The organism is Tenacibaculum sp. Bg11-29, assembly GCF_002836595.1.
Taxonomy (GTDB): Bacteria; Bacteroidota; Bacteroidia; order Flavobacteriales; family Flavobacteriaceae; genus Polaribacter.
The window spans coordinates 1,670,322-1,691,490 of the sequence record NZ_PJBB01000003.1 but is presented as its reverse complement, the minus strand read 5'-3'; the positions used below and the strand labels follow the sequence as shown (position 1 = coordinate 1,691,490).

Below are 21,169 nucleotides of genomic sequence, written 5' to 3'. Positions count from 1 at the left end.
CTGATAAATGTACGAATTTTAAACTTCGTTATACCTAAAACAATCAGTTGTATGGTCATTTACCATCCCCATAGATTGCATATAAGCATAAATTACTGTAGACCCAACAAACTTAAATCCTCGTTTTTTTAAGTCTTTTGATATTTTATCAGACAAAGCTGTTGTAGCAGGAACTTCTTCTCGTTTATTAAAATGATTTACAATCGGTTTTCCGTCTGTATAACTCCAAAAGAATTTTGAAAAAGAGCCAAACTCTTTTTGAACATCCATAAAAAGTTTTGCATTTGTAATAGCACTTCTTATTTTTAATTTATTCCTTATAATCCCTGCATCCATAAGCAACTCTTCATACTTGCCCTCTCCATAGTTTGCTATTTTCTTATAATCGAAATTATTAAATGCTTTTTTAAAGTTTTCTCTTTTTTTTAAAATAGTTATCCAACTTAATCCTGCTTGAAAAGTTTCTAAAATCAAAAACTCAAATAATTCTGTATCATCAAAAGTTGGAACTCCCCATTCATTATCATGATACTCAATATACAAAGGGTCATTACTTACCCAAAAACATCTTTTCTTCATTTTTGCCTATTTAAAAATGAAAATTACTATTAAACAAGTTAAAAATCTATGAAAAATGGAATATTTTTTAGAACTTGTATGTTTACAAACTTTACCAATTATGAAAGCTTTAAAATATATTTTGATTTCTATTCTTTTTATAACTTTATTTTATGCTTGCGGTACAGCTCCTTTAAAAAGCAGTACGAATACTAAAGAACAACCTGTTGTTATTAAAAATGATAGCTTAGCTTATGAAATTATTATTTTTGATATTGGCTTTACCACTTATTTAAACACAATTGCAAAACCTGTTGGATATCATTCTGAAAGTTATTTAGAAAATAGAAATAGACGCTATGTTCCTATTTGGAATTCAAGAGTTAATAATTCTTTTAACTACGACAATAACATTTACGAGAACGTTATTGACTATAACTCACATATTAATTACGGCTACGAGGTAAATTACAAGCTTTTTAATTATTTTGAATTTGCACAACGTAAATATAGAATGGTATTACAATAATATTTTAAACTTCTAGTAAAACTGTATATTTGCTTAAAAAATTAACAGTATAATATGAAGTTTTTACGAAATTTACTAGCCTCTACTCTTGGCTTTTTTATAGCCCTCTTTTTAATATTTTTATTTTTTATAGCTATTGCTTCAATAATAGGATCTGAAGATGAAATTATTGTGAAATCAAATTCGATTTTAGAATTAGATTTATCTACTCCTATAAAAGATTACGCTCCAAAAGAAGATAACCCTTTTGCAGAAAAATTAGGATTAACTGACAATAAGTTAGCTTTAAATAAGATAATTAACGCTATTGAAAATGCAAAAACAGACACAAAAATTAAAGGTATTAGCATTAAAACTACTTATATAAATGCAGGTGTTGCACAAACGCAAGCTATTAGAGCAAAAATTGAAGATTTTAAAGAAAGTGGGAAATTCGTTTATGCATATAACGATGTGTATTCACAAAAAAACTACTACTTAAGTTCTGTTGCCGATAGTTTATTTTTAAATCCTGTTGGAGCAATAGATTTTAAAGGCTTATCTACTGAGGTATTATATTATAAAGACTTTGAAGATAAATATGGTGTTAAAATGGAGGTAATTCGTCATGGTAAATACAAAAGTGCGGTTGAACCATATTTAACTAATAAAATGAGTGATGCCAATCGAGAACAAACAACGTCTCTTTTAAAATCTATTTGGTCTGAAATTACTGGAGCTATTAGTAAAAGTAGAAACATTTCTATTGAACAATTAAATTTAATTGCGGATAATGCTAATGGTAGAAACGCTGCACTTTCGAAAGAAAACAACTTAATTGATGGTATTATTTATGAAGATGAATACAAAGAAAAACTAGCGTTACATACTGATAAAAAAATAAATACTATTTCTTTAGAAGACTATATTAATTCTGGAAAAGGAAGAATTTCTTCTACTGCCAAGAATAAAATTGCAGTTATTTATGCACAAGGTCAAATAATGTATGCTGAAGGAAATGAAAACATAATTGGACAAGGTATTATAAACAAAGCGATACGTAAAGCTAGAAAAGATAAAAATGTAAAAGCTATTGTATTACGAGTAAACTCTCCAGGCGGTAGTGCCTTAGCTTCTGAATTAATTTGGCGTGAGTTAGAATTGGCTAAAAAAGACAAACCTTTGGTTGTTTCTATGGGTAACTTAGCTGCTTCTGGTGGTTATTATATTGCTTGTAATGCTAATAAAATTGTAGCTGAACCTACAACTATTACAGGTTCTATAGGTGTTTTTGGGGCAATTCCTAACTTTAATAAGTTTGCTAGTGATATTGGTATTAACGCAGAACAAGTATCAACAAACAACAACCCTAATTATAGTGTTTTTGAACCTATGAATGATAAATTTTATAATGTAACCAAAGAAGGTGTTGAACACATATACACTACTTTTGTAAACCGTGTTGCAACAGGTCGTAATATGACTTTTGAGCAGGTAAATGAAATTGCTCAAGGTAGAGTTTGGACAGGTAAAGAGGCTCTTAAAAATGGATTAGTAGATAAACTAGGTAACTTAAATGATGCGATTGTTATAGCTGCTGAACTGGCTAATATTGAGTCTTATAAAACACGTAATTACCCAACTTATAAAAAAGAACTAAAGGATGTTTTAAAATTCTCACCTTTTGTAAAAGCATCTAAAGAAGAAATTTTAAAAGAGGCTTTAGGTGATGAAAATTATCAATTATATAATAACATCAATCAAATAAAAAATCTAAAAGGAATTCAAGCTAGAATGCCTTTTATTCTTCAAATAAAATAAGTTCAATAAAAAAGCCTTGACAATGTCAAGGCTTTTTTATTATAAAATTTTCTGATTATTTTACAATCCGAAACTTTCTTTTATTTTATCTACATAATCTAATTTCTCCCAAGTAAACGTTTCTACTTCTTGAGAAACTGTTTCACCCATTGGATTAGAAAAAGTAACTGTTTTCTTTTCTGATTTTCTTCCCATATGACCATATGCAGCAGTTTCAGAATAAATAGGTGTTCTTAATTTTAAACGCTGCTCTATAAAGTATGGACGCATATCAAAAATAGTTTCTACTATTTTACTTATTTCTCCATCTGTTTTATCAATTGTTGCTGTACCATATGTGTCTACGTTAATACTTGTTGGTTTTGCAACACCAATAGCATAAGAAACTTGCACTAAAATTTCTTTACATAAACCTGCAGCTACTAAATTCTTAGCAATATGACGAGTAGCATAAGCGCCAGAACGATCTACCTTAGAAGGATCCTTTCCAGAAAAAGCTCCACCTCCGTGTGCTCCTTTTCCTCCATAAGTATCTACAATAATTTTACGCCCTGTTAAACCTGTATCTCCATGAGGCCCTCCAATTACGAAAACACCTGTTGGGTTAATATGGTACGTAATACTATCTGTAAATAATTGTTGAATATGAACTGGTAATTTAGCCACTACTCTAGGAATTAGTATTTCTACAATATCCTTTTTTATCTTGGCTAACATTACATCATCATTCTTATCAAAATCATCATGTTGTGTAGAAATAACAATCGCATCAATTCTTTGCGGTACATTATCATCAGAATATTCAATAGTTACTTGAGATTTAGCATCTGGTCGTAAATAAGTAATATCCTTATTTTCTCTACGTAATTCAGCTAATTCAATTAACAAACGATGTGACAACTCCAATGCTAAAGGCATATAGTTTTCAGTCTCATCAGTTGCGTAACCAAACATCATTCCTTGATCTCCTGCTCCTTGATCTTCTGGATTTGCTCTTACAACACCCTGATTAATATCTGGTGACTGCTCATGAATTGCAGAAAAAACTCCACATGAACTACCATCAAACATATACTCACTTTTGGTATATCCGATTTTATTAATTACATCTCTTGCAATTTTTTGAACGTCTAAATATGTTTTAGACTTTACTTCTCCTGCTAACACTACTTGACCTGTAGTAACTAATGTTTCACAAGCAACTTTTGATTCTGAATCGAAAGCTAAAAAATTATCTATCAAAGCATCTGAAATTTGATCAGCTACTTTATCTGGGTGTCCTTCAGAAACACTTTCTGAGGTAAATAAATATGACATAAAACTTCTTTTTTAAATTAAATAAAAGAAAAACTTGGATTGCTTTGTCGTGTAAAGGAGTAGATAATTACTGCTTTAGCATTTTATTATGAACTTATGTTCAATGAGGTTGCAATCAGTCAAATTTTTCCTCAAATATTATGATGCGAAGTTATATATAATTTTACACACATAAAAACAAACTTGTAAGGAAATAGAAACTATTGATACTATGATAGTAAAAAGTAATTTTAGTGAAATTGTATTCGTGAAATTTTTGATTACTTTTGTATAACAGAAAGCGAGACATTAACTTAATTAAAATATAATAATATGGCTTTAGAAATTACAGATGCAAATTTCGATGAATTAGTATTAAAATCAGATAAACCAGTATTAGTTGACTTTTGGGCAGCATGGTGTGGACCTTGTAGAATGGTTGGACCAATTGTAGATGAAATTCATACTGAATACGATGGTAAAGCCGTTGTTGGTAAGGTTGATGTTGACAATAACCAAGAATTTGCAGCTAAGTATGGTGTAAGAAACATACCTACTGTATTAATATTTAAAAATGGTGAAGTTGTAGACAAACAAGTTGGTGCAGCTCCTAAAAAAGCATATACAGATAAAATTGATGCTGCTTTATAAATAGCACAATTCTAATATATTTTTAAAAAAGGTTTGGCTACGGTTAAACCTTTTTTTATTTTTAGAACTTAAACCTATTTATATGAAACAAATACTTGTTATTTTTCTTTTTACGATCTTACTAACTTCTTGTCAGGAAAAAAAACATTCAGAAATTCTAATTAAAAAAGGAATTTCATATGAGTTAGCAACTTATAGAAAACTACAAGTCACTGATGTAAAATACAAGTTAACTTTTAATATTCCTGAAGCAAAATCAGAGATAATTTCAAGTAAATTAAAACTATCTGTTACAATTAATGACCTTACAAATAACTTGATTCTTGATTTTAATGAACAAAAATCAAATATTAAATCAGTTATCGTTAATAATAAAAGCATTGAAGTTCTTCATACTAAAGAACACCTTATTATTAACAAAAAGCATATAATAAAAGGAGATAACTTCATCGAGATTGATTTTAATGCTGGTGAAATGTCATTAAACAGAAGCGATGATTTTTTATATACTTTACTAGTTCCTGATAGAGCCAGCACACTATTTCCTTGCTTTGACCAACCAGATATTAAAGCTAATTATACATTAACTATTACCGCACCAAAAGACTGGAAAGTTCTTTGCGGGGCATTTGAAACCACACAAGTTGATAAAGACAATTTTATTGAACATAATTTTAAGGAGTCTGATAAAATGAGTACCTATTTATTTTCTTTTGTAGCAGGAAAATTTAACGAAGCAGTTAAAAACCCTGGTGCTTTTGATATGCGCTTTTTGTATAGAGAAAACAATAAAAATAAAATAGAAGAAAATATTGGTGAAATATTTAACATCCATCAAAAATCTATTGATTATCTAGAAGAATACACTGCTTACAAATTTCCTTTTCAAAAAATGGATTTCGCCACCATTCCTCCTTTTCAGTATGGAGGAATGGAGCATGTTGGCGCAATACAATACAGAGAATCTTCTTTGTTTTTAGATAAAAACGCAACACAAAACAAAAAATTAAGAAGAGCTAAATTAATTGCCCATGAAACATCTCACATGTGGTTTGGTAATTTAGTTACCATGAAGTGGTTTAATGACGTTTGGATGAAAGAAGTATTTGCGAATTTTATAGCAGATAAAATAATGAATCCTGTATTCCCAGAAATAAATCACAACTTACAATTTACAATGGCGCACTACCCTAGCGCTTATTCAGAAGATAGAACACAAGGAACAAATGCAATACGACAAGATTTAGATAATCTCAAAAATGCAGGTTCTTTATATGGTCGAATCATCTACAATAAAGCTCCAATTATGATGCGTCAGCTAGAAGCCATCATCGGTAAAGAAGCTTTTAAAGAAGGTATGCAATCATACATTAAAAAATATGCTAATGGAAATGCCGATTGGAGTGAATTAGTTGCTATTCTTGATGAAAAATCACCAAAAGACATAAAAAAGTGGAGTGAGGTTTGGGTTAACAAATCTGGAAGGCCAATTATTTCTGACGCTATTAAATATAAAGACAATAAAATTACTTCTTTTAAAATTTATCAAAAAGCTGAAGATAACACCAATAAATTATGGTCACAAACCTTTAACGTCGGTTTTGTGTATGAAAAGGAAATAAAAACATTTAAAGTTAACTTATCTGATAAAGAGTTTGCTTTTAATAATGTAATTGGTTTAGAAAAACCAAAAACTATTATTTACAATTATGATGGTTTTGGGTACGGTATTTTCCCTATTGACAAAACCAATATTGAATTTTATAGAAATATTAAAGATGACCTAGCAAGAGGTTATACATATATTAATTTATATGAAAACTTTTTAAATAAAAAGGTAGCTTCTAAAGAAGCTTTTAATACCTTTTTAAATGGAATACTAGCTGAAAAGAATGAGTTAATAGCTAATTACCTCTCTGGCAGAATTAAGACTATTTATTGGTCTTTTTTAGACAAAGAAGAAAAAATAAATACTCAAGAAGAATTAGAAAAAAAAGTACTGAGCTTGTTAAATTCAGATATTTCTAAAAATTTAAAAAGAACGATTTTTGGACTATACCGTTCAATCGCTATTTCTAAAGAAGGAAAACAAACACTCTATTTATTATGGAAGAAAGAAAAGGAAATAAAAAACCTGTATATAAGTGAAAATGATTTTACCAGCTTAGCCTCTCTATTAGCCATATACAAACACCCAAAAACTTCTGAAATACTTACAGAGCAATTAACTAGAATTAACAATCCAGATAAATTAAAACGTTTTAAATGGCTACTACCTACCTTATCTAACAATGAAGTAACAAGAGATGCATTTATGATTAGTCTATTACAAAAAGAAAATAGAGAGAAAGAATCTTGGGTACAAGGAGCTCTAAACAATATACACCACCCTCTAAGACAAACATCAGCAATAAAACATTTTAAATCTTGTTTAGATATTTTAGAAGAAGTGCAATTAACTGGAGACATTTTCTTCCCAAAAGGATGGCTAAGTAGCTCTGTTGGTAAATACAACTCTAAAGAAGCTTTTATTATTTTACAACGCTTTTTTAAAGAAAACCCAAACTACAACCCAATTCTTAAAATGAAGCTGCTACAAACAGTTGATAATTTAACTAGGGCTCAAGAAATAAAAAAATAATGGATATAGAAAAACATGCTATTGGTAACATTGAATTACTAGCAAAACAAGTTGTAGAAGGTTTTATAACAGGTATGCATAAAAGTCCTTTTCATGGTTTTTCTGTAGAATTTTCTGAACACAAGTTATATAATAAAGGAGAAAGCACTCGTCACATAGATTGGAAGTTATTCGCTAAAACAGAAAAACTATATATAAAAAAATATGAAGAAGAAACTAATTTAAGATGTCATTTAATTATCGACAATTCTGCTTCTATGCACTACCCTATTATTAAAAACCAAGCATTCAATAATTTAAATAAAATTGGTTTTTCGGCAGTTGCTGCTGCTTCTTTAATGGAAATTTTAAAAAAACAACGAGATGCAGTAGGATTAAGTATTTATTCTGATACTTATGAATATTATGCTCCTGAAAAAGGAAGTGACCGTCATCGAAAAATGTTATTAAATCAATTAGACGGTTTAATTCGCTCTAATTCTAAAGCAACAACAGAAACACATCAATACCTACATGAAATAGCTGAGAACATTCATCGACGTTCCTTAATCTTTTTATTTACCGATATGTTTCAAACCACTAAGAATGAAGATGAGCTTTTTGATGCTTTAAGGCATTTAAAATTTAACAAACACGAGGTCATATTGTTTCATACCTATGATAAAAAGACAGAATTTTTATTCGATTTTGACAACAAACCAAAAAAATTCGTAGATATTGAAACAAAAGAAGAAATAAATTTACATGCCCATAATGTTCAACAAGACTACACTAAACTAAGTAAAAACTTCTTCAATAACTTAAAAAACAAATGCTTACAATACAAAATAGATTATATTCCTGTAGATATAAATGAAGGTTATGATAAAATACTAACAGCTTACCTTGTTCGCAGACAAAAAAATTACAATTAATTTCTTTTTTATTTTAAAAAAGTATCTATATTTGCACTCGCTTAGAGTAACGGTCTGGTAGTTCAGCTGGTTAGAATACCTGCCTGTCACGCAGGGGGTCGCGGGTTCGAGTCCCGTCCAGACCGCAAATTATCTAAGCGAAAAATAGTGCTATATATAGCAACGGTCTGGTAGTTCAGCTGGTTAGAATACCTGCCTGTCACGCAGGGGGTCGCGGGTTCGAGTCCCGTCCAGACCGCAAAATATATATAAGTAAAACACATTGCTACAAGCAACGGTCTGGTAGTTCAGCTGGTTAGAATACCTGCCTGTCACGCAGGGGGTCGCGGGTTCGAGTCCCGTCCAGACCGCAAAAAGCTTCTCATTTATTTGAGAAGCTTTTTTAGTTAAAATAATTAACTTCTTTTTAAATTAACATTAACAACTCGTTTAAAAGCTTCCCTCCTTTTTTTTCTACATTCGCATATTGTTAGTATTTTGATATACAATAAGATAAAACACACATAAATGAAGAAAATTTTATTACTCGCCTTACTCCTGGCTTTTAACTACAATACCATAGCGCAAACTATTAATTTAGAAACTCCCTTGCCAAGAGAACAAAGTATAAGAAAAGGAGTCTTAAAAAATGGTTTAACCTATTATATTCATAAAACAAGTATTACAAAAAACGTTGCTAGTTATTATATAATACAAAATGTAGGCTCTGTTTTAGAAAAAGATAATCAACAAGGATTAGCACACTTTTTAGAACATATGGCCTTTAACGGAACTAAAGATTTTCCAGGAAAAGGAATTTTAAATAAAATGCAAGAACATGGCCTTGTTTTTAGCGAAGATATTAATGCTTACACCTCTTTTGATGAAACTGTTTATAGGATAAACAATATACCTACATCTCCTGAATTGATAAACACAGGGCTATCTATTTTACATAATTGGTCTAATTACTTATCTTTAACTGAAAAAGAAATTGATTCAGAAAGAGGCGTTGTTAAAGAAGAATGGCGAACTCGCCAAAATGGTGATATGCGTGTAACCAAACAAACGATTGGCACAATGTTTAACAATGCTATATATTCAAAACGTTTACCTATTGGTAAAATGGATATTATAGAAAATTTTAAATATAAAGCTTTACGTGATTTCTATCATGACTGGTATAGAACAGATTTACAAGCTATAGCCATTATTGGCGATGTAAATGTCGATGAAATTGAAGCCAAAATAAAAACACTTTTCTCTACTATTCCTGCTGTAAAAAAACCTATCAAACGTACAAATACTCGCATTCCTGACAACAAAGAACTTATTTATGATATTGCAATGGATAAAGAAGTTACTTCTTCTAATATTTCCTTCGCTATTCGTCATAATAAATCTTTGAAAGACGAAACTATTTCAGATTTAAAAGAGAGTCTTTTAAATAACATGGTAACATCAATTATCTCTACAAGATTAAATGAGATTAATCAAAAAGCTGAATCACCTCTTTTATTTGCATCTGTTCGTTATGGTAGTTTCTCTAGAATGAACAATCAATTTAGCGCTCATATCGTACCTAAACCAAATATGCAACATAAGGGGTTCAAATTAGTAATTTCAGAAATTAACAGAGCTGTAAAATTTGGGTTTACTAAGGCTGAAATAACTAGAATTATTACTCAATACACAAGTTCTTACGAAAATCAGATTGCAGGGCTTGATAATAGAAGTCACCAACAAATTGTAGGAGGAATTAAGGCTAATTACTTAGAAAACTCTCAAATTACTGATATAAAAAAGGAATTTGAAATTGCTAAGTTGCTTTTCAGTAAATTAACTCAAAAAGAACTATTATCTCAAATACAAAAACTATATACTAACAATAACAGGTCTATAATTGTTACAGGAGTTAAAGGCAATAAAAATTTAACAAAAGAAGATGCTATTAAAATTATAAATACTGTTGAGAATGATAAAACATTAGAAGGGTACACAGAAGAAACGAATACAAAACCCTTAATGTCTGGTGTCAATTTAGTTTCTGGATCTATTACTTCAGAAAAAGAAAACAAAGAAATTGGCTCTACAATATTCACATTAAGTAATGGAATTAAAGTGCATTATAAATTCACTGACAAAAACAAAAACGATGTACAATTAAGTGCTGTTAGTTACGGAGGACAATCTTTATTAGATGATAAAGACTTACCTTCAACAGCATTACTAGCTAATATTATTCAAATGTCTGGTTTAGGTGAATTCTCTGCAATAGACTTACCAAAAATTTTAGCAGGTAAAAGTGCAATTTCAGAAGCAAGTATAGGTAATCTAAATGAAAATGTATCAGGTTCTTCTTCGACAAAAGATGTAGAAACAATGATGCAACTAGTTAATTTACGTTTTACAAAACCTCGTTTCGATAAAACTTCTTATGATGTTTTAATGCAACAAATAGATGCCTTTTTAATAAGGAAAAGTGAGCGAATTGAATCTAAAATGCAAGATAGCATAACTACTATTTTATATGGTAAAAATCACCCTACAAAGCGCTTATTTGATGAGAAATTAATATCTGAAATCTCTTTTGATAAAATGAAAAACATCTACACAAGTAGATTTGGTAATGCTGGAGATTTTATTTTCTTTATAGTAGGTGATGTAAAAAAAGAAATAATAAAACCTTTATTAGAAAAATATATTGCTAGTATACCAACAACAGATAAAAAAGAAAATTGGAAAAACAACTCAGTAAACTGGATAAACAATACAATAGACAAGGATGTGTATTTAGAAATGAAAGATCCTAAGACTTCTGTTTTTATAGCTATTAAAAACGACATGAAGTATTCTATAAAAAACTCAATACTAATGTCAGTAATTGGAGATATACTACAATTACGTTATACAGAATCCTTAAGAGAAGAAGAAGGAGGCACTTATGGAGCTACCGCGATAGGCTCTATTTCTAAAAGACCTATTCAAGAAGCTGTAATATCTGTAGATTTTAACTGTAATCCCGACCTTGCTGAAAAACTAATCGCTATTGTTCATAAAGAAATTAAAGCACTTGAAAAAGGGGATATTCGACAAGCAGATTTAGATAAAACACTTGCAAACTTTTTAAAATCTAGAGAAGAAAGCAAAAACTACAACAGCTTTCAAATGAACCTATTAAAAAACTTAGTACTAGAAGGCTACAATATCAACGATCCTAAGAACTATGAAGATATTGTAAAATCAATAACGATTGAGGATTTAAAAAATATAACAAAAAAATTATTGAAAAATAAAAAATCTTACGAGATTGTTTTTAAATCTAAAAAATAAAAACTAAGAACACCTCTAAACTGAGGTGTTTTTTATATCATCGTATTTATGTAGTTTGAAATAAATTAAGAATCTTAATTGAACCTTCATTTATATTCGAAAAATCTAAAAAAATACTGTTTACTATTTTTAAAATAATTGTTTTTTGTATAAAAACTTGTTTTTCTCATTTTAATCTTTAGATTTGTCATGTACAACAAAAACAAAAATGATGTTACAGAATATTTGGCAAGGTTTCTATTTTTACTTTTATTTTTTTAATAAGAGCTGAGACTTTATACCATATTTTTAACTAACAAATATAAATTATAAAGCCTCGACATATCGAGGCTTTTTTTTTGGACTAAAATGAAACAAACAACAATTGCAATACAAGGAGCAGAAGGCTCAAACCACCATAAGGTAGCACGAGATTTTTACGGAAAAGATGTTCCGCTAAAAGAATGCTTGTCTTTTGACTCACTGGTTGATAGCCTATTAGACAAAACAGCCAATAAAGGCATCATGGCTATAGAAAACACAATTGCAGGCTCTATAATTCCTAATTACGCATTAATTGACAATCATAATTTGCATATTATTGGTGAAGAGTATTTAAATATTCACCATCACCTAATGGCACTCCCTAATCAAAAAATTGCAGATATTAAAGAAGTTTGTTCACATCCAATGGCATTATTACAATGCAAAGAATTTTTTAAAAACTATAAGCACATAAAATTAATAGAAGATGTTGATACAGCTGAAGTAGCTAAAAGAATTTCACAGAATCAATTAAAAGGGGTTGCCGCTATTGCGCCAAAAATTGCCGCAGATATTTTTAACTTAGAAATAATCGAAGACGAGATTCAAACGATAAAAGACAATGCTACTCGATTCGTAATTGTACAAACCGAAATCCCTTATAACGGTATTGATCAAATAAATAAAGCTTCGCTAAAATTTCAATTAGATCATAAAAGAGGAAGTTTAGCTACTATTTTAAATGTACTTAGTGATTGTAAAATGAATTTAACCAAAATACAATCATTACCTGTTATAGAATCACCTTGGAAATATTCATTTTTTGTTGATGTAACTTTTGAAGAATATAAAGATTACGAAAAAGCAATAGCTATTATAGAAATAATGGCCTCTGAATTAAAAGTATTAGGAACATACAAAAACGGAAGAAAATGATTCAATCAGCAAAAAGATTAGATACCGTACAAGAATACTACTTCTCTAAAAAATTAAGAGAAGTTAGAGAGCTAGCAGCCTCAGGAAAACCAATTATAAATATGGGTATTGGAAGCCCTGATTTACAGCCTCCAACAAAAGTAATTACAGCAATTCAGCAAAGTTTTAATGATGCTGTAGCTCATAAATACCAAAGTTACCAAGGGTTACCAGAATTAAGAAACGCTATTGCTGAATTTTATGAGCAAAAATTTAATGTTATAGCAAATCCTACTAACGAAATACTCCCTTTAATGGGGAGTAAAGAAGGCATTATGCATATTTCTATGGCCTTTTTAAACGAAGGCGATCAAGTTTTAATTCCTAATCCAGGGTACCCAACCTATACTTCTGTTACAGAATTAGTTGGTGCAGAACCTTTATTTTATGAATTAGAAGAAACTAATAATTGGCAACCAAATATTAAAGCTTTAGAAACATTAGATTTAACTAAAGTAAAAATAATGTGGGTAAATTACCCCCATATGCCAACAGGTACCAATGCTTTAAAAGAAACATTCGAAAAACTAATCGCTTTTGGTAAAAAACATCAAATACTAATTATAAACGACAATCCATATAGCTTTATTTTAAACAACAATCCGTTGAGTATTTTACAAGTTGATGGGGCTAAAGATGTTGCTTTAGAATTAAATTCAATGAGTAAAACCTTTAACATGGCAGGATGGCGTGTTGGAATGGTTTTAGGTAACAGTACTTACATTAATGAAATTTTAAAAGTAAAAAGTAATATGGATTCTGGAATGTTTTACGGAATTCAGAAAGGAGCAATTGAAGCGCTACAGTTATCAGATGACTGGTTTAATCAACAAAATAAAATATACGAAGAAAGAAGATCTTTAATATTTAAGCTAGCTGATAAATTAAATTGCACATATAATCAAGATTCTACAGGACTGTTCGTTTGGGCGAAAATTCCAATAGGAAAAACATCTGAAGAAGTTACGGATGCTATTTTATACGACAAAGATATTTTTATTACACCAGGAACTGTTTTTGGTAGTCAAGGGGAGGGATATATTCGATTTTCATTATGTGTCTCAAAAGAAGTAATTAATAATGCTATCAACAGATTTTAGATGAACGTATTTGTAATAGGAATTGGATTGATTGGAGGTAGTATGGTCTTAGATATTAAACAAAAATATCCTAAAGCTGTTATTTATGGAATTGACAACAATAAAGATCATTTAGAGAAAGCAATTGAATTAGGTGTTATTGACATAAGAGCTACACTTGAAGATTTAGATAAAGCAGAAATTGTTATTGTTTCAATTCCGGTTGATGTTCAATTAAAGGTTATACCAAAAGTACTTGATTTAGTTTCTGATGAAGCATTGGTTTTCGACGTAGGATCTACTAAAGAAGATATTTGTAAAATTTTAGAAAATCATCCGAAAAGAAGAAATTATTTAGCAGCACACCCAATTGCAGGAACTGAGTTTTCTGGACCAACTGCTGCACACAATAATCTATTTCATAAAAAAACAAATATTATTTGTGAAGTAGAGAAAACAGCTTTTAAATTACAAGAAAAAGCGTTAGATATTTTTGCGAAATTAGGAATGCGTATTCGTTATATGGATGCAAAATCACATGATAAACATATAGCCTACGTATCACATTTATCACATATTAGTGCTTTTATGCTTGGTAAAACAGTTATTGAAAAAGAAAAAAACGAACGAGATATTTTTGACATGGCTGGTAGTGGGTTTGCCTCTACAGTACGTTTAGCAAAAAGTTCGCCAGCAATGTGGGCTCCTATTTTTGAACAAAACAAAACCAATGTAATTGAAACATTAAACGAATATATACATAATCTTCAGCAATTTAAAGAACTGATGATACAAAATGATTTTACTAAAATTCATAATGAAATGGAAAGTACAAATCACATTAAACAAATATTAAACGGCATAAAATAAAAGCCACAACAAGTAGAAAAATGGAAAATACAAAAGAATTAAAAACATGGTTGGATGATATGAAGCTTGCGCATCCACTAGTAATAGCAGGGCCTTGTAGTGCAGAAACCGAAGAGCAGGTTTTAAAAATTGCACACGAGTTAAAAGATTCTGATGTAAATTATTTCCGTGCGGGAATTTGGAAACCAAGAACGCGTCCAGGAAATTTCGAAGGTGTAGGTGCCTTAGGTTTAAAGTGGTTGCAAAAAGTAAAAGCAGAAACAGGAATGAAAACTTGTACTGAAGTCGCAAATGCTGCACACGTAAAATTAGCCTTAGAGCATGATGTTGATTTATTATGGATCGGAGCACGCTCTACAGTATCACCTTTTATCATGCAAGAAATTGCAGATGCTTTACAAGGAACAGATAAAATTGTACTGGTAAAAAATCCTGTAAACCCAGATTTAGCATTGTGGCTAGGTGGTATTGAAAGATTGTACACTGCCGGAATTAAAAATTTAGGAGCAATTCATAGAGGTTTTTCTACGTATGAGAAATCTAAATACAGAAATATTCCAGAATGGCAATTAGCTATTGAATTTCAAAATAGATTTCCAGATTTACCATTAATTTGTGATCCTTCTCATATTACTGGTAACAGAGAAATGATTTTTGATGTTTCTCAGACTGCTTTAGACTTAAATTTTGATGGTTTAATGATAGAAACTCATTTCGATCCAGACAACGCTTGGTCTGATGCTGCCCAACAAGTAACTCCTGATTCATTAAAACAAATCATGGAAGACTTAAAAATAAGAAAAGAAACAGAAACTGATTCTACTTACAGAGAGTCTTTAGATAATTTAAGAGCTCAAATAAATGTTGTTGATGGTCAACTAATAGAAATGTTAGGAAAAAGAATGACTGTTGCAGATAAAATTGGACTACTTAAAAAAGAGAAAAACGTTGCTGTTTTACAATCTAGACGTTGGAATGAAATTCTTGGCAACATGATTTTAGAAGGTGAAAGCAAAGGGTTAAGTGAAGAATTTGTTTTAAAAATGTTTAAAGCCATTCACCAAGAATCTATCAATCATCAAGAAAAAATAATCAAAGGATAATAAAATAACATTTTTTATTATACAATAATGAAGAAGGTTGCTTTTACGCAACCTTTTTTATTTATTATTTTTTTGTATTTTCATACAACCAAACTTATACTAAAATGCCCCCAATAAACACTATTGATGACGTAATTGAAACTTTACAAAAAATCATTAACGATACTCTTAAAAACAAAAGTACTTTAGGCTATTTTGCTACTCTTTATCTTAAAGTTACTCAAAAAGTTAAAGACGGAATCTTAAATAACTTCTTTGAGGATAATGTGAGAATGGAAAAGTTAGATGTAATTTTTGCTAAAAGATACATTAAAGCATACTATGATTATCAGAATAACCAACCTATAAGCGAATCATGGAACAAAGCGTTTAGCATTTCTACTCAATACTGGCCAACCGTTTTGCAACATTTACTTGTTGGTATGAATGCACACATCAACTTAGATTTAGGTGTTGCTGCTGCTCAAGTTTCTGAAGGAAAACCTATAGAAAATCTTAAAGGTGACTTCAATAAAATAAACGTGATTCTATCTTCATTAGTAGATGAAATTGAACAAGATTTAAGCACCATCTGGCCTTTTTTAAAAAAAATATTAAAATTCACTCATAAAATAGATACTTTTTTAATTGATTTCAGCATGAAACTAGCAAGAGATGGCGCTTGGAGTTTTGCTGTAAAATTGGCTTCTAAAACAGAAAACGATAAATTACAATTAATCAAAGAAAGAGATCAAAAAGTAGCACAGAAAGCAACTACTATAAATAATCTTGGTTTAATTCCTGAAATTCTATTTATGATAGTTAGAGTTGGTGAAAGAGGCTCTATTCCTGATAAAATAACTGACTTAGCACAAAAATAATTTTATTTACATTCATTTTTTATTCTCATCTTTGTTGCCATGACAGGAACGGTATATAAATCTACAGGAAGTTGGTATTTAGTAAAGCATGAACAAGTTTTATACAAATGCCGTATTAAAGGAAAATTCCGATTAAAAGGTATTAAAAGCACCAATCCTATCGCTGTTGGAGATAAAGTTGATTTTGATTTAGAAACCAACAATAATGAAGAAACTGGGGTTATCAATAATATTCATGAACGCGAAAATTTCATCGTTCGTAAATCTGTTAATTTATCAAAGCAAACTCATATTATTGCTTCTAATATTGATCAGGTTTTTTTATTAATTACGATTAACAACCCTCCTACTTTCACCACTTTTATAGATCGTTTCTTGGTATCTACAAGAGCGTATAGAATAGACACTATTTTAGTATTTAACAAAATAGATTCTTACGAAATAGAAGAGCGTGGTGAAATTTTATACTTAAAAGACATCTATGAAACTATAGGTTATAGATGTATAGAAGTTTCAGCAAAAGAAAATACAAATGTTGATCATATTAAAAAAATGATGTTAGATAAAACATCAATGTTTGTAGGTCATTCTGGAGTTGGAAAAACTACTTTAGTTAATGCGATTGATGCTAATTTAAACCTAAAAACAAAAGAAATTTCTGACCAACATAATCAAGGAAAACATACTACTACATTTGCAGAAATGTTCGATTTAAACCTCGAAAGTTCAAATGATGCAAGAATTATTGACACTCCGGGTATTAAAGGTTTTGGTGTTGTTGATATTGACAAAGAAGAACTAGGAGATTATTTTCCAGAGTTCTTCGCTTTAAAACAAGATTGTAAGTTTAATAATTGTATTCATGTTAACGAACCAAAGTGTGCGGTAAAAGACGCTTTAGAAGAAGATACTGTCTCGTGGTCTCGTTATAAAAGTTATTTACAAATTTTAGAAGGTGAAGAAGAACATTACCGAACTGATATTTGGGAAAAAGATCAAGAATAAATGAAAGCTGTTATTCAAAGAGTATCTAAGGCAAGTGTAACTATTAATAACGAAAAAGTTGCTAACATTAAAAGCGGACTATTAATTCTTCTTGGAATTGTAAATGAAGATACGCTAGAAGATATTAATTGGTTATCAAAAAAAATAACAAATCTTCGTATATTTAATGATGAAAACGGAGTAATGAGTACTTCTTTGCTTCAATCTGATGGAGAAGTAATTATTGTAAGTCAATTTACATTACAAGCCTCAACAAAAAAAGGTAATAGACCAAGTTATATTAAGGCTGCAAAGCCTGATATTTCAATTCCTTTATATGAACAATTTGTTAATCAATTTGAAATAAACTTAGGTAAAAAAGTACAAACAGGTGAGTTTGGAGCAGATATGAAAGTTGAGCTTATAAACGATGGGCCTGTAACTATTATTATTGATACTAAAAATAAGGTTTAAAACTTTATTTATGAAATTTATTGATATACATACTCATAATAACACGAATAGTGATTCAGTTTTATCTATTATAAACTCCTACCCTACCTCAATTAATTTCAGCCTTCCTTTCTCTATAGGAATTCATCCGTGGTACATAAAAGAAGAAACAATTAATGAGGAAGTTCTTTTTATAAAAGAAAAGCTATTATTAAAAGAATGTTATGCTATTGGAGAATGTGGTTTAGATAAATTGTCAGATGTAGATTACGCTATTCAATTAGCAGTTTTTAGAAAGCACATTAAACTATCTGAAGCACATAAGAAACCTTTAATTGTACATTGTGTAAAATCATTTCAAGATATATTACGTTTAAAAAAAGAATTAAGACCTATCCGAAAATGGATAATTCATGGTTTCCATAAAAATGAACAAATTGCTTCAGATTTAATAAAAAACGGATGCTTTTTATCCTTTGGAAAATCGTTAATAACCTCAACTAAGTTACAAGAAGTGTTTTTTAAGACTCCTTTAAATAAAATATTTTTGGAAACTGATGACTCTCTAATTGATATTGCTACTATTTATCAAAAAGCGAGTATCCTAAAAAATATTACAATCAACGAATTAAAAATAAACATACATCAAAATTTTAATAATATATTTATAACATGAGCTGGTTAGAAAGAACAGAATTACTAGTTAAAAAAGAAGGTATTGAAAAACTTCATAAAGCTAACATTTTAATTGTTGGTTTAGGTGGTGTTGGTTCTTTTGCTGCAGAGTTTATAGCAAGAGCTGGTGTTGGAAAAATGACTATTGTTGATGGTGATGTTTTTGATGAAACAAATAAAAATCGTCAGTTACCTGCACTGAATAGCACAATAGGTAAATCAAAAGTGTCCGTAATTGCTGATAGAATTAAAGATATAAATCCAAATATTGATTTGAAAGTACTAGAAGAGTTTTTATCACCTGACAGGGCATTTGAATTAGTTAGCAAAGAATATGATTATGTGTTAGATTGTATTGATAGTATTACTCCTAAAATTAATTTAATTGTTGCTGCTAGAAGAAAAAAAGTAAAATTAATTAGTGCGATGGGTGCAGGCGGAAAATTAGATGCAAGTAAAGTTGTTGTAAAAGACATTAGTAAAACTAAGAACTGTAGAATGGCTCGCGCTGTTAAAAAAAGATTAAAAGAATTAAACGTTAATAAAGGAGTTGCTGCTGTTTACTCAGAAGAAGTTCAAATTCCAGAAAGTTTACAACTCACAGACGGGAGCAACTTTAAAAAGTCTTTTTATGGGACCATTAGCTATATGCCTGCTGCTTTTGGCTTACAAGCAAGTTCTTTTGTTATTAATAAAATTTTAACAAGAGAATAATTTCCAAGGAAAATATATTTTATATATATTTGTTCTAAATAAAAATCAACCTTTAAAACAAATCATAATGAAAAAATCAATTTTAGCTATTGCTCTTATTGCAATTACCGCTGTTTCTTGTAAAACAGAAAAAAATAAAGTAACTGCTAACGAAGAAGTAAAAGATATTAAGAAAGTAGAAAATGTAATTAATTCTTACAAAGCAAATATTACTGAATCTACAGTTACTTGGAAAGGTAATAAACCAACAGGTTCTCATAACGGCGTTGTTAGTATAGCAAATGGATTATTTGACATTGAAAATGGTGTTCTTAAATCAGGTGAATTTGTAATTGATATGAAATCGATTACCAACACAGATATGGAAGCTGGTAAAGGAAAGGAAGATTTAGAAGGCCATTTAAAAGCAGGAGACTTTTTTGATGTTGAAAAATTCCCTACTGCTAAATTTGAAATAGCTAGCTCTGAAACAAAAGAAGGAAAACTACACGTAACTGGAAATTTAACTCTTAGAGGAACAACTAAAAGTATTACGATACCTGCTACAGTAACTGAAAACGAAGGGGTTGCTACATTTAAAAGTGATGTTTTTAGTATTGACAGAACTGATTTTGGTGTTACTTATAAATCTAAGAAAATTGATGCTGCTTTAAAAGATAAATTCATTAACGATTTAATGGAAATCTCATTTAATATTAAAGCTAAGAAATAATCTTAAATCTTTAAATAAAAGAAGGGTTGACAATGTCAACCCTTTTTTTATGCTTTTATAAATTCGTCTACCTCAAATAGCTCTTTAAAGTGTTTTAATATTCTTTCTTTTACTTCTTCTTCATTTATTTTTCTTCCCAGCTCTGCTTCCATTGACGTTACAGCTTTACCTCTAATTCCGCAAGGAATAATATTATCAAAATAACCTAGGTTTACATTTACATTTAAAGCAAAACCATGCATAGTAACCCATCTACTAGCACGAATTCCCATGGCACATATTTTTCTAGCAAATGGAGTTCCTACACTTAACCAAACACCTGTTTCACCATCGCTTCGCTCTCCTTTTAATCCATACTCAGCAATTGTTAATATAATTGACTCTTCTAATAATCGTAAATACTTATGTATATCAGTAAAAAAATTTTCTAAATCTATAATAGGGTAACCAACTATTTGTCCAGGTCCATGATATGTAATATCTCCTCCTCTGTTTATTTTATAAAAAGTTGCATTCTTTTCTTTTAATTTCTCTTCATTCAACAATAAATTACTGATATCACCTGATTTACCTAATGTATATACATGCGGGTGTTCAACAAATAAAAAATGATTAGGGGTTATAATTTCTTTACTACTATTTCTTTTTTCTCTCTTTAAAGAAACTACCTCATCTAATAACTGAGTTTGATAATCCCACGTTTCTTTATAATCTTTTTGTCCTAAATCGCTGACTGTTATTTTTTTATTCATAAATTTGCATTCTAACAATATCCCCCAAAGGTAGGGAAAAATAGCCTT

19 protein-coding genes and 3 tRNA genes are annotated in these 21,169 nt (G+C 29.8%); 19 read left to right on the top strand and 3 right to left on the bottom strand.

The genetic code is table 11. The annotated features are described in order from the left end of the window. Window positions 1-18: 18 nt before the first annotated feature. Window positions 19-579 (bottom strand): DNA-3-methyladenine glycosylase I, encoded by a 561-nt coding sequence (locus CXF68_RS07585; protein ID WP_101043786.1) that lies wholly within the window; start codon window positions 577-579, stop codon window positions 19-21. Between the two features lie 55 nt (window positions 580-634). On the opposite strand from CXF68_RS07585, the gene CXF68_RS07580 reads away from it, so the two are divergent. Next, window positions 635-1,087 (top strand): DUF6146 family protein, encoded by a 453-nt coding sequence (locus tag CXF68_RS07580; protein ID WP_232771623.1) that lies wholly within the window; start codon window positions 635-637, stop codon window positions 1,085-1,087. A 54-nt stretch (window positions 1,088-1,141) separates the two neighbouring features. After that, complete coding sequence (sppA, locus tag CXF68_RS07575; RefSeq protein ID WP_101043785.1) at window positions 1,142-2,887, top strand: signal peptide peptidase SppA; 1,746 nt, start codon at window positions 1,142-1,144, stop codon at window positions 2,885-2,887. A 60-nt stretch (window positions 2,888-2,947) separates the two neighbouring features. On the opposite strand, the gene metK is transcribed toward sppA, so the two are convergent. Beyond that, window positions 2,948-4,204, bottom strand: a complete 1,257-nt coding sequence (gene metK, locus CXF68_RS07570) for a methionine adenosyltransferase (protein WP_101043784.1) — start codon at window positions 4,202-4,204, stop codon at window positions 2,948-2,950. 312 nt (window positions 4,205-4,516) lie between these two features. Here metK and trxA point away from each other — a divergent pair, with 312 nt between their 5' ends. The 17 genes from trxA to CXF68_RS07485 all read left to right on the top strand — a co-directional run bounded on the left by trxA (window position 4,517) and on the right by CXF68_RS07485 (window position 20,369). Next, a complete protein-coding gene (gene trxA / locus CXF68_RS07565) occupies window positions 4,517-4,834 on the top strand; it encodes a thioredoxin (protein ID WP_028887897.1) in 318 nt (105 codons plus the stop codon). Between the two features lie 82 nt (window positions 4,835-4,916). Further along, complete coding sequence (locus CXF68_RS07560) at window positions 4,917-7,475, top strand: M1 family aminopeptidase (protein WP_101043783.1); 2,559 nt, start codon at window positions 4,917-4,919, stop codon at window positions 7,473-7,475. Then, the gene (locus CXF68_RS07555; RefSeq protein WP_101043782.1) at window positions 7,475-8,389 is read left to right on the top strand and encodes a DUF58 domain-containing protein; all 915 of its coding nucleotides are present in this window, start codon (window positions 7,475-7,477) and stop codon (window positions 8,387-8,389) included. Before CXF68_RS07560 ends, CXF68_RS07555 begins: the two co-directional genes overlap by 1 nt. A gap of 51 nt (window positions 8,390-8,440) precedes the next feature. Further along, a tRNA-Asp gene (locus CXF68_RS07550) sits at window positions 8,441-8,514 on the top strand. Window positions 8,515-8,553: 39 nt separating this feature from the next. Further along, window positions 8,554-8,627: transfer RNA gene (locus CXF68_RS07545), tRNA-Asp, on the top strand. A gap of 38 nt (window positions 8,628-8,665) precedes the next feature. Then, window positions 8,666-8,739: transfer RNA gene (locus CXF68_RS07540), tRNA-Asp, on the top strand. A 157-nt stretch (window positions 8,740-8,896) separates the two neighbouring features. Next, window positions 8,897-11,701, top strand: coding sequence for a pitrilysin family protein (locus tag CXF68_RS07535; protein ID WP_101043781.1), 2,805 nt, complete (start codon window positions 8,897-8,899; stop codon window positions 11,699-11,701). Between the two features lie 348 nt (window positions 11,702-12,049). Next, window positions 12,050-12,880, top strand: coding sequence for a prephenate dehydratase (locus CXF68_RS07530; protein WP_101043780.1), 831 nt, complete (start codon window positions 12,050-12,052; stop codon window positions 12,878-12,880). Further along, the gene (locus CXF68_RS07525) at window positions 12,877-14,019 is read left to right on the top strand and encodes a pyridoxal phosphate-dependent aminotransferase (protein WP_101043779.1); all 1,143 of its coding nucleotides are present in this window, start codon (window positions 12,877-12,879) and stop codon (window positions 14,017-14,019) included. Before CXF68_RS07530 ends, CXF68_RS07525 begins: the two co-directional genes overlap by 4 nt. Continuing rightward, window positions 14,020-14,868, top strand: a complete 849-nt coding sequence (locus CXF68_RS07520; protein ID WP_101043778.1) for a prephenate dehydrogenase — start codon at window positions 14,020-14,022, stop codon at window positions 14,866-14,868. It abuts the gene before it with no gap. A 20-nt stretch (window positions 14,869-14,888) separates the two neighbouring features. After that, a complete protein-coding gene (locus CXF68_RS07515; protein ID WP_101043777.1) occupies window positions 14,889-15,971 on the top strand; it encodes a bifunctional 3-deoxy-7-phosphoheptulonate synthase/chorismate mutase type II in 1,083 nt (360 codons plus the stop codon). Between the two features lie 104 nt (window positions 15,972-16,075). Continuing rightward, window positions 16,076-16,831: a DUF5995 family protein gene (locus CXF68_RS07510; protein ID WP_101043776.1), complete on the top strand. Its 756-nt coding sequence runs from the start codon at window positions 16,076-16,078 to the stop codon at window positions 16,829-16,831. 39 nt (window positions 16,832-16,870) lie between these two features. Then, entirely contained in the window at window positions 16,871-17,836 is a 966-nt protein-coding gene (gene rsgA, locus CXF68_RS07505) for a ribosome small subunit-dependent GTPase A (RefSeq protein ID WP_101043775.1), read from the top strand. Then, window positions 17,837-18,289: a D-aminoacyl-tRNA deacylase gene (gene dtd / locus CXF68_RS07500; protein WP_101043774.1), complete on the top strand. Its 453-nt coding sequence runs from the start codon at window positions 17,837-17,839 to the stop codon at window positions 18,287-18,289. It begins immediately after the preceding gene. A 10-nt stretch (window positions 18,290-18,299) separates the two neighbouring features. Then, entirely contained in the window at window positions 18,300-18,944 is a 645-nt protein-coding gene (locus CXF68_RS07495) for a TatD family hydrolase (protein WP_157821871.1), read from the top strand. Beyond that, window positions 18,941-19,657 (top strand): ThiF family adenylyltransferase, encoded by a 717-nt coding sequence (locus tag CXF68_RS07490; RefSeq protein WP_101043772.1) that lies wholly within the window; start codon window positions 18,941-18,943, stop codon window positions 19,655-19,657. The genes CXF68_RS07495 and CXF68_RS07490 overlap by 4 nt, the downstream gene beginning before the upstream one ends. A gap of 67 nt (window positions 19,658-19,724) precedes the next feature. Continuing rightward, the gene (locus CXF68_RS07485; protein ID WP_101043771.1) at window positions 19,725-20,369 is read left to right on the top strand and encodes a YceI family protein; all 645 of its coding nucleotides are present in this window, start codon (window positions 19,725-19,727) and stop codon (window positions 20,367-20,369) included. A 47-nt stretch (window positions 20,370-20,416) separates the two neighbouring features. Here CXF68_RS07485 and lipB read toward each other — a convergent pair whose 3' ends face one another. Next, on the bottom strand, window positions 20,417-21,121 hold the full coding sequence (gene lipB / locus CXF68_RS07480; RefSeq protein ID WP_101043770.1) for a lipoyl(octanoyl) transferase LipB: 705 nt from the start codon (window positions 21,119-21,121) through the stop codon (window positions 20,417-20,419). Between the last annotated feature and the right edge of the window lie 48 nt (window positions 21,122-21,169).

What these genes read in the sequence shown, in the direction of transcription:
- CXF68_RS07585 (WP_101043786.1), bottom strand. Translation starts at nt 579, where the DNA reads ATGAAGAAAAGATGTTTTTGGGTAAGTAATGACCCTTTGTATATTGAG.
- CXF68_RS07580 (WP_232771623.1), top strand. Translation starts at nt 635, where the DNA reads ATGGAATATTTTTTAGAACTTGTATGTTTACAAACTTTACCAATTATG.
- sppA (WP_101043785.1), top strand. Translation starts at nt 1,142, where the DNA reads ATGAAGTTTTTACGAAATTTACTAGCCTCTACTCTTGGCTTTTTTATA.
- metK (WP_101043784.1), bottom strand. Translation starts at nt 4,204, where the DNA reads ATGTCATATTTATTTACCTCAGAAAGTGTTTCTGAAGGACACCCAGAT.
- trxA (WP_028887897.1), top strand. Translation starts at nt 4,517, where the DNA reads ATGGCTTTAGAAATTACAGATGCAAATTTCGATGAATTAGTATTAAAA.
- CXF68_RS07560 (WP_101043783.1), top strand. Translation starts at nt 4,917, where the DNA reads ATGAAACAAATACTTGTTATTTTTCTTTTTACGATCTTACTAACTTCT.
- CXF68_RS07555 (WP_101043782.1), top strand. Translation starts at nt 7,475, where the DNA reads ATGGATATAGAAAAACATGCTATTGGTAACATTGAATTACTAGCAAAA.
- CXF68_RS07535 (WP_101043781.1), top strand. Translation starts at nt 8,897, where the DNA reads ATGAAGAAAATTTTATTACTCGCCTTACTCCTGGCTTTTAACTACAAT.
- CXF68_RS07530 (WP_101043780.1), top strand. Translation starts at nt 12,050, where the DNA reads ATGAAACAAACAACAATTGCAATACAAGGAGCAGAAGGCTCAAACCAC.
- CXF68_RS07525 (WP_101043779.1), top strand. Translation starts at nt 12,877, where the DNA reads ATGATTCAATCAGCAAAAAGATTAGATACCGTACAAGAATACTACTTC.
- CXF68_RS07520 (WP_101043778.1), top strand. Translation starts at nt 14,020, where the DNA reads ATGAACGTATTTGTAATAGGAATTGGATTGATTGGAGGTAGTATGGTC.
- CXF68_RS07515 (WP_101043777.1), top strand. Translation starts at nt 14,889, where the DNA reads ATGGAAAATACAAAAGAATTAAAAACATGGTTGGATGATATGAAGCTT.
- CXF68_RS07510 (WP_101043776.1), top strand. Translation starts at nt 16,076, where the DNA reads ATGCCCCCAATAAACACTATTGATGACGTAATTGAAACTTTACAAAAA.
- rsgA (WP_101043775.1), top strand. Translation starts at nt 16,871, where the DNA reads ATGACAGGAACGGTATATAAATCTACAGGAAGTTGGTATTTAGTAAAG.
- dtd (WP_101043774.1), top strand. Translation starts at nt 17,837, where the DNA reads ATGAAAGCTGTTATTCAAAGAGTATCTAAGGCAAGTGTAACTATTAAT.
- CXF68_RS07495 (WP_157821871.1), top strand. Translation starts at nt 18,300, where the DNA reads ATGAAATTTATTGATATACATACTCATAATAACACGAATAGTGATTCA.
- CXF68_RS07490 (WP_101043772.1), top strand. Translation starts at nt 18,941, where the DNA reads ATGAGCTGGTTAGAAAGAACAGAATTACTAGTTAAAAAAGAAGGTATT.
- CXF68_RS07485 (WP_101043771.1), top strand. Translation starts at nt 19,725, where the DNA reads ATGAAAAAATCAATTTTAGCTATTGCTCTTATTGCAATTACCGCTGTT.
- lipB (WP_101043770.1), bottom strand. Translation starts at nt 21,121, where the DNA reads ATGAATAAAAAAATAACAGTCAGCGATTTAGGACAAAAAGATTATAAA.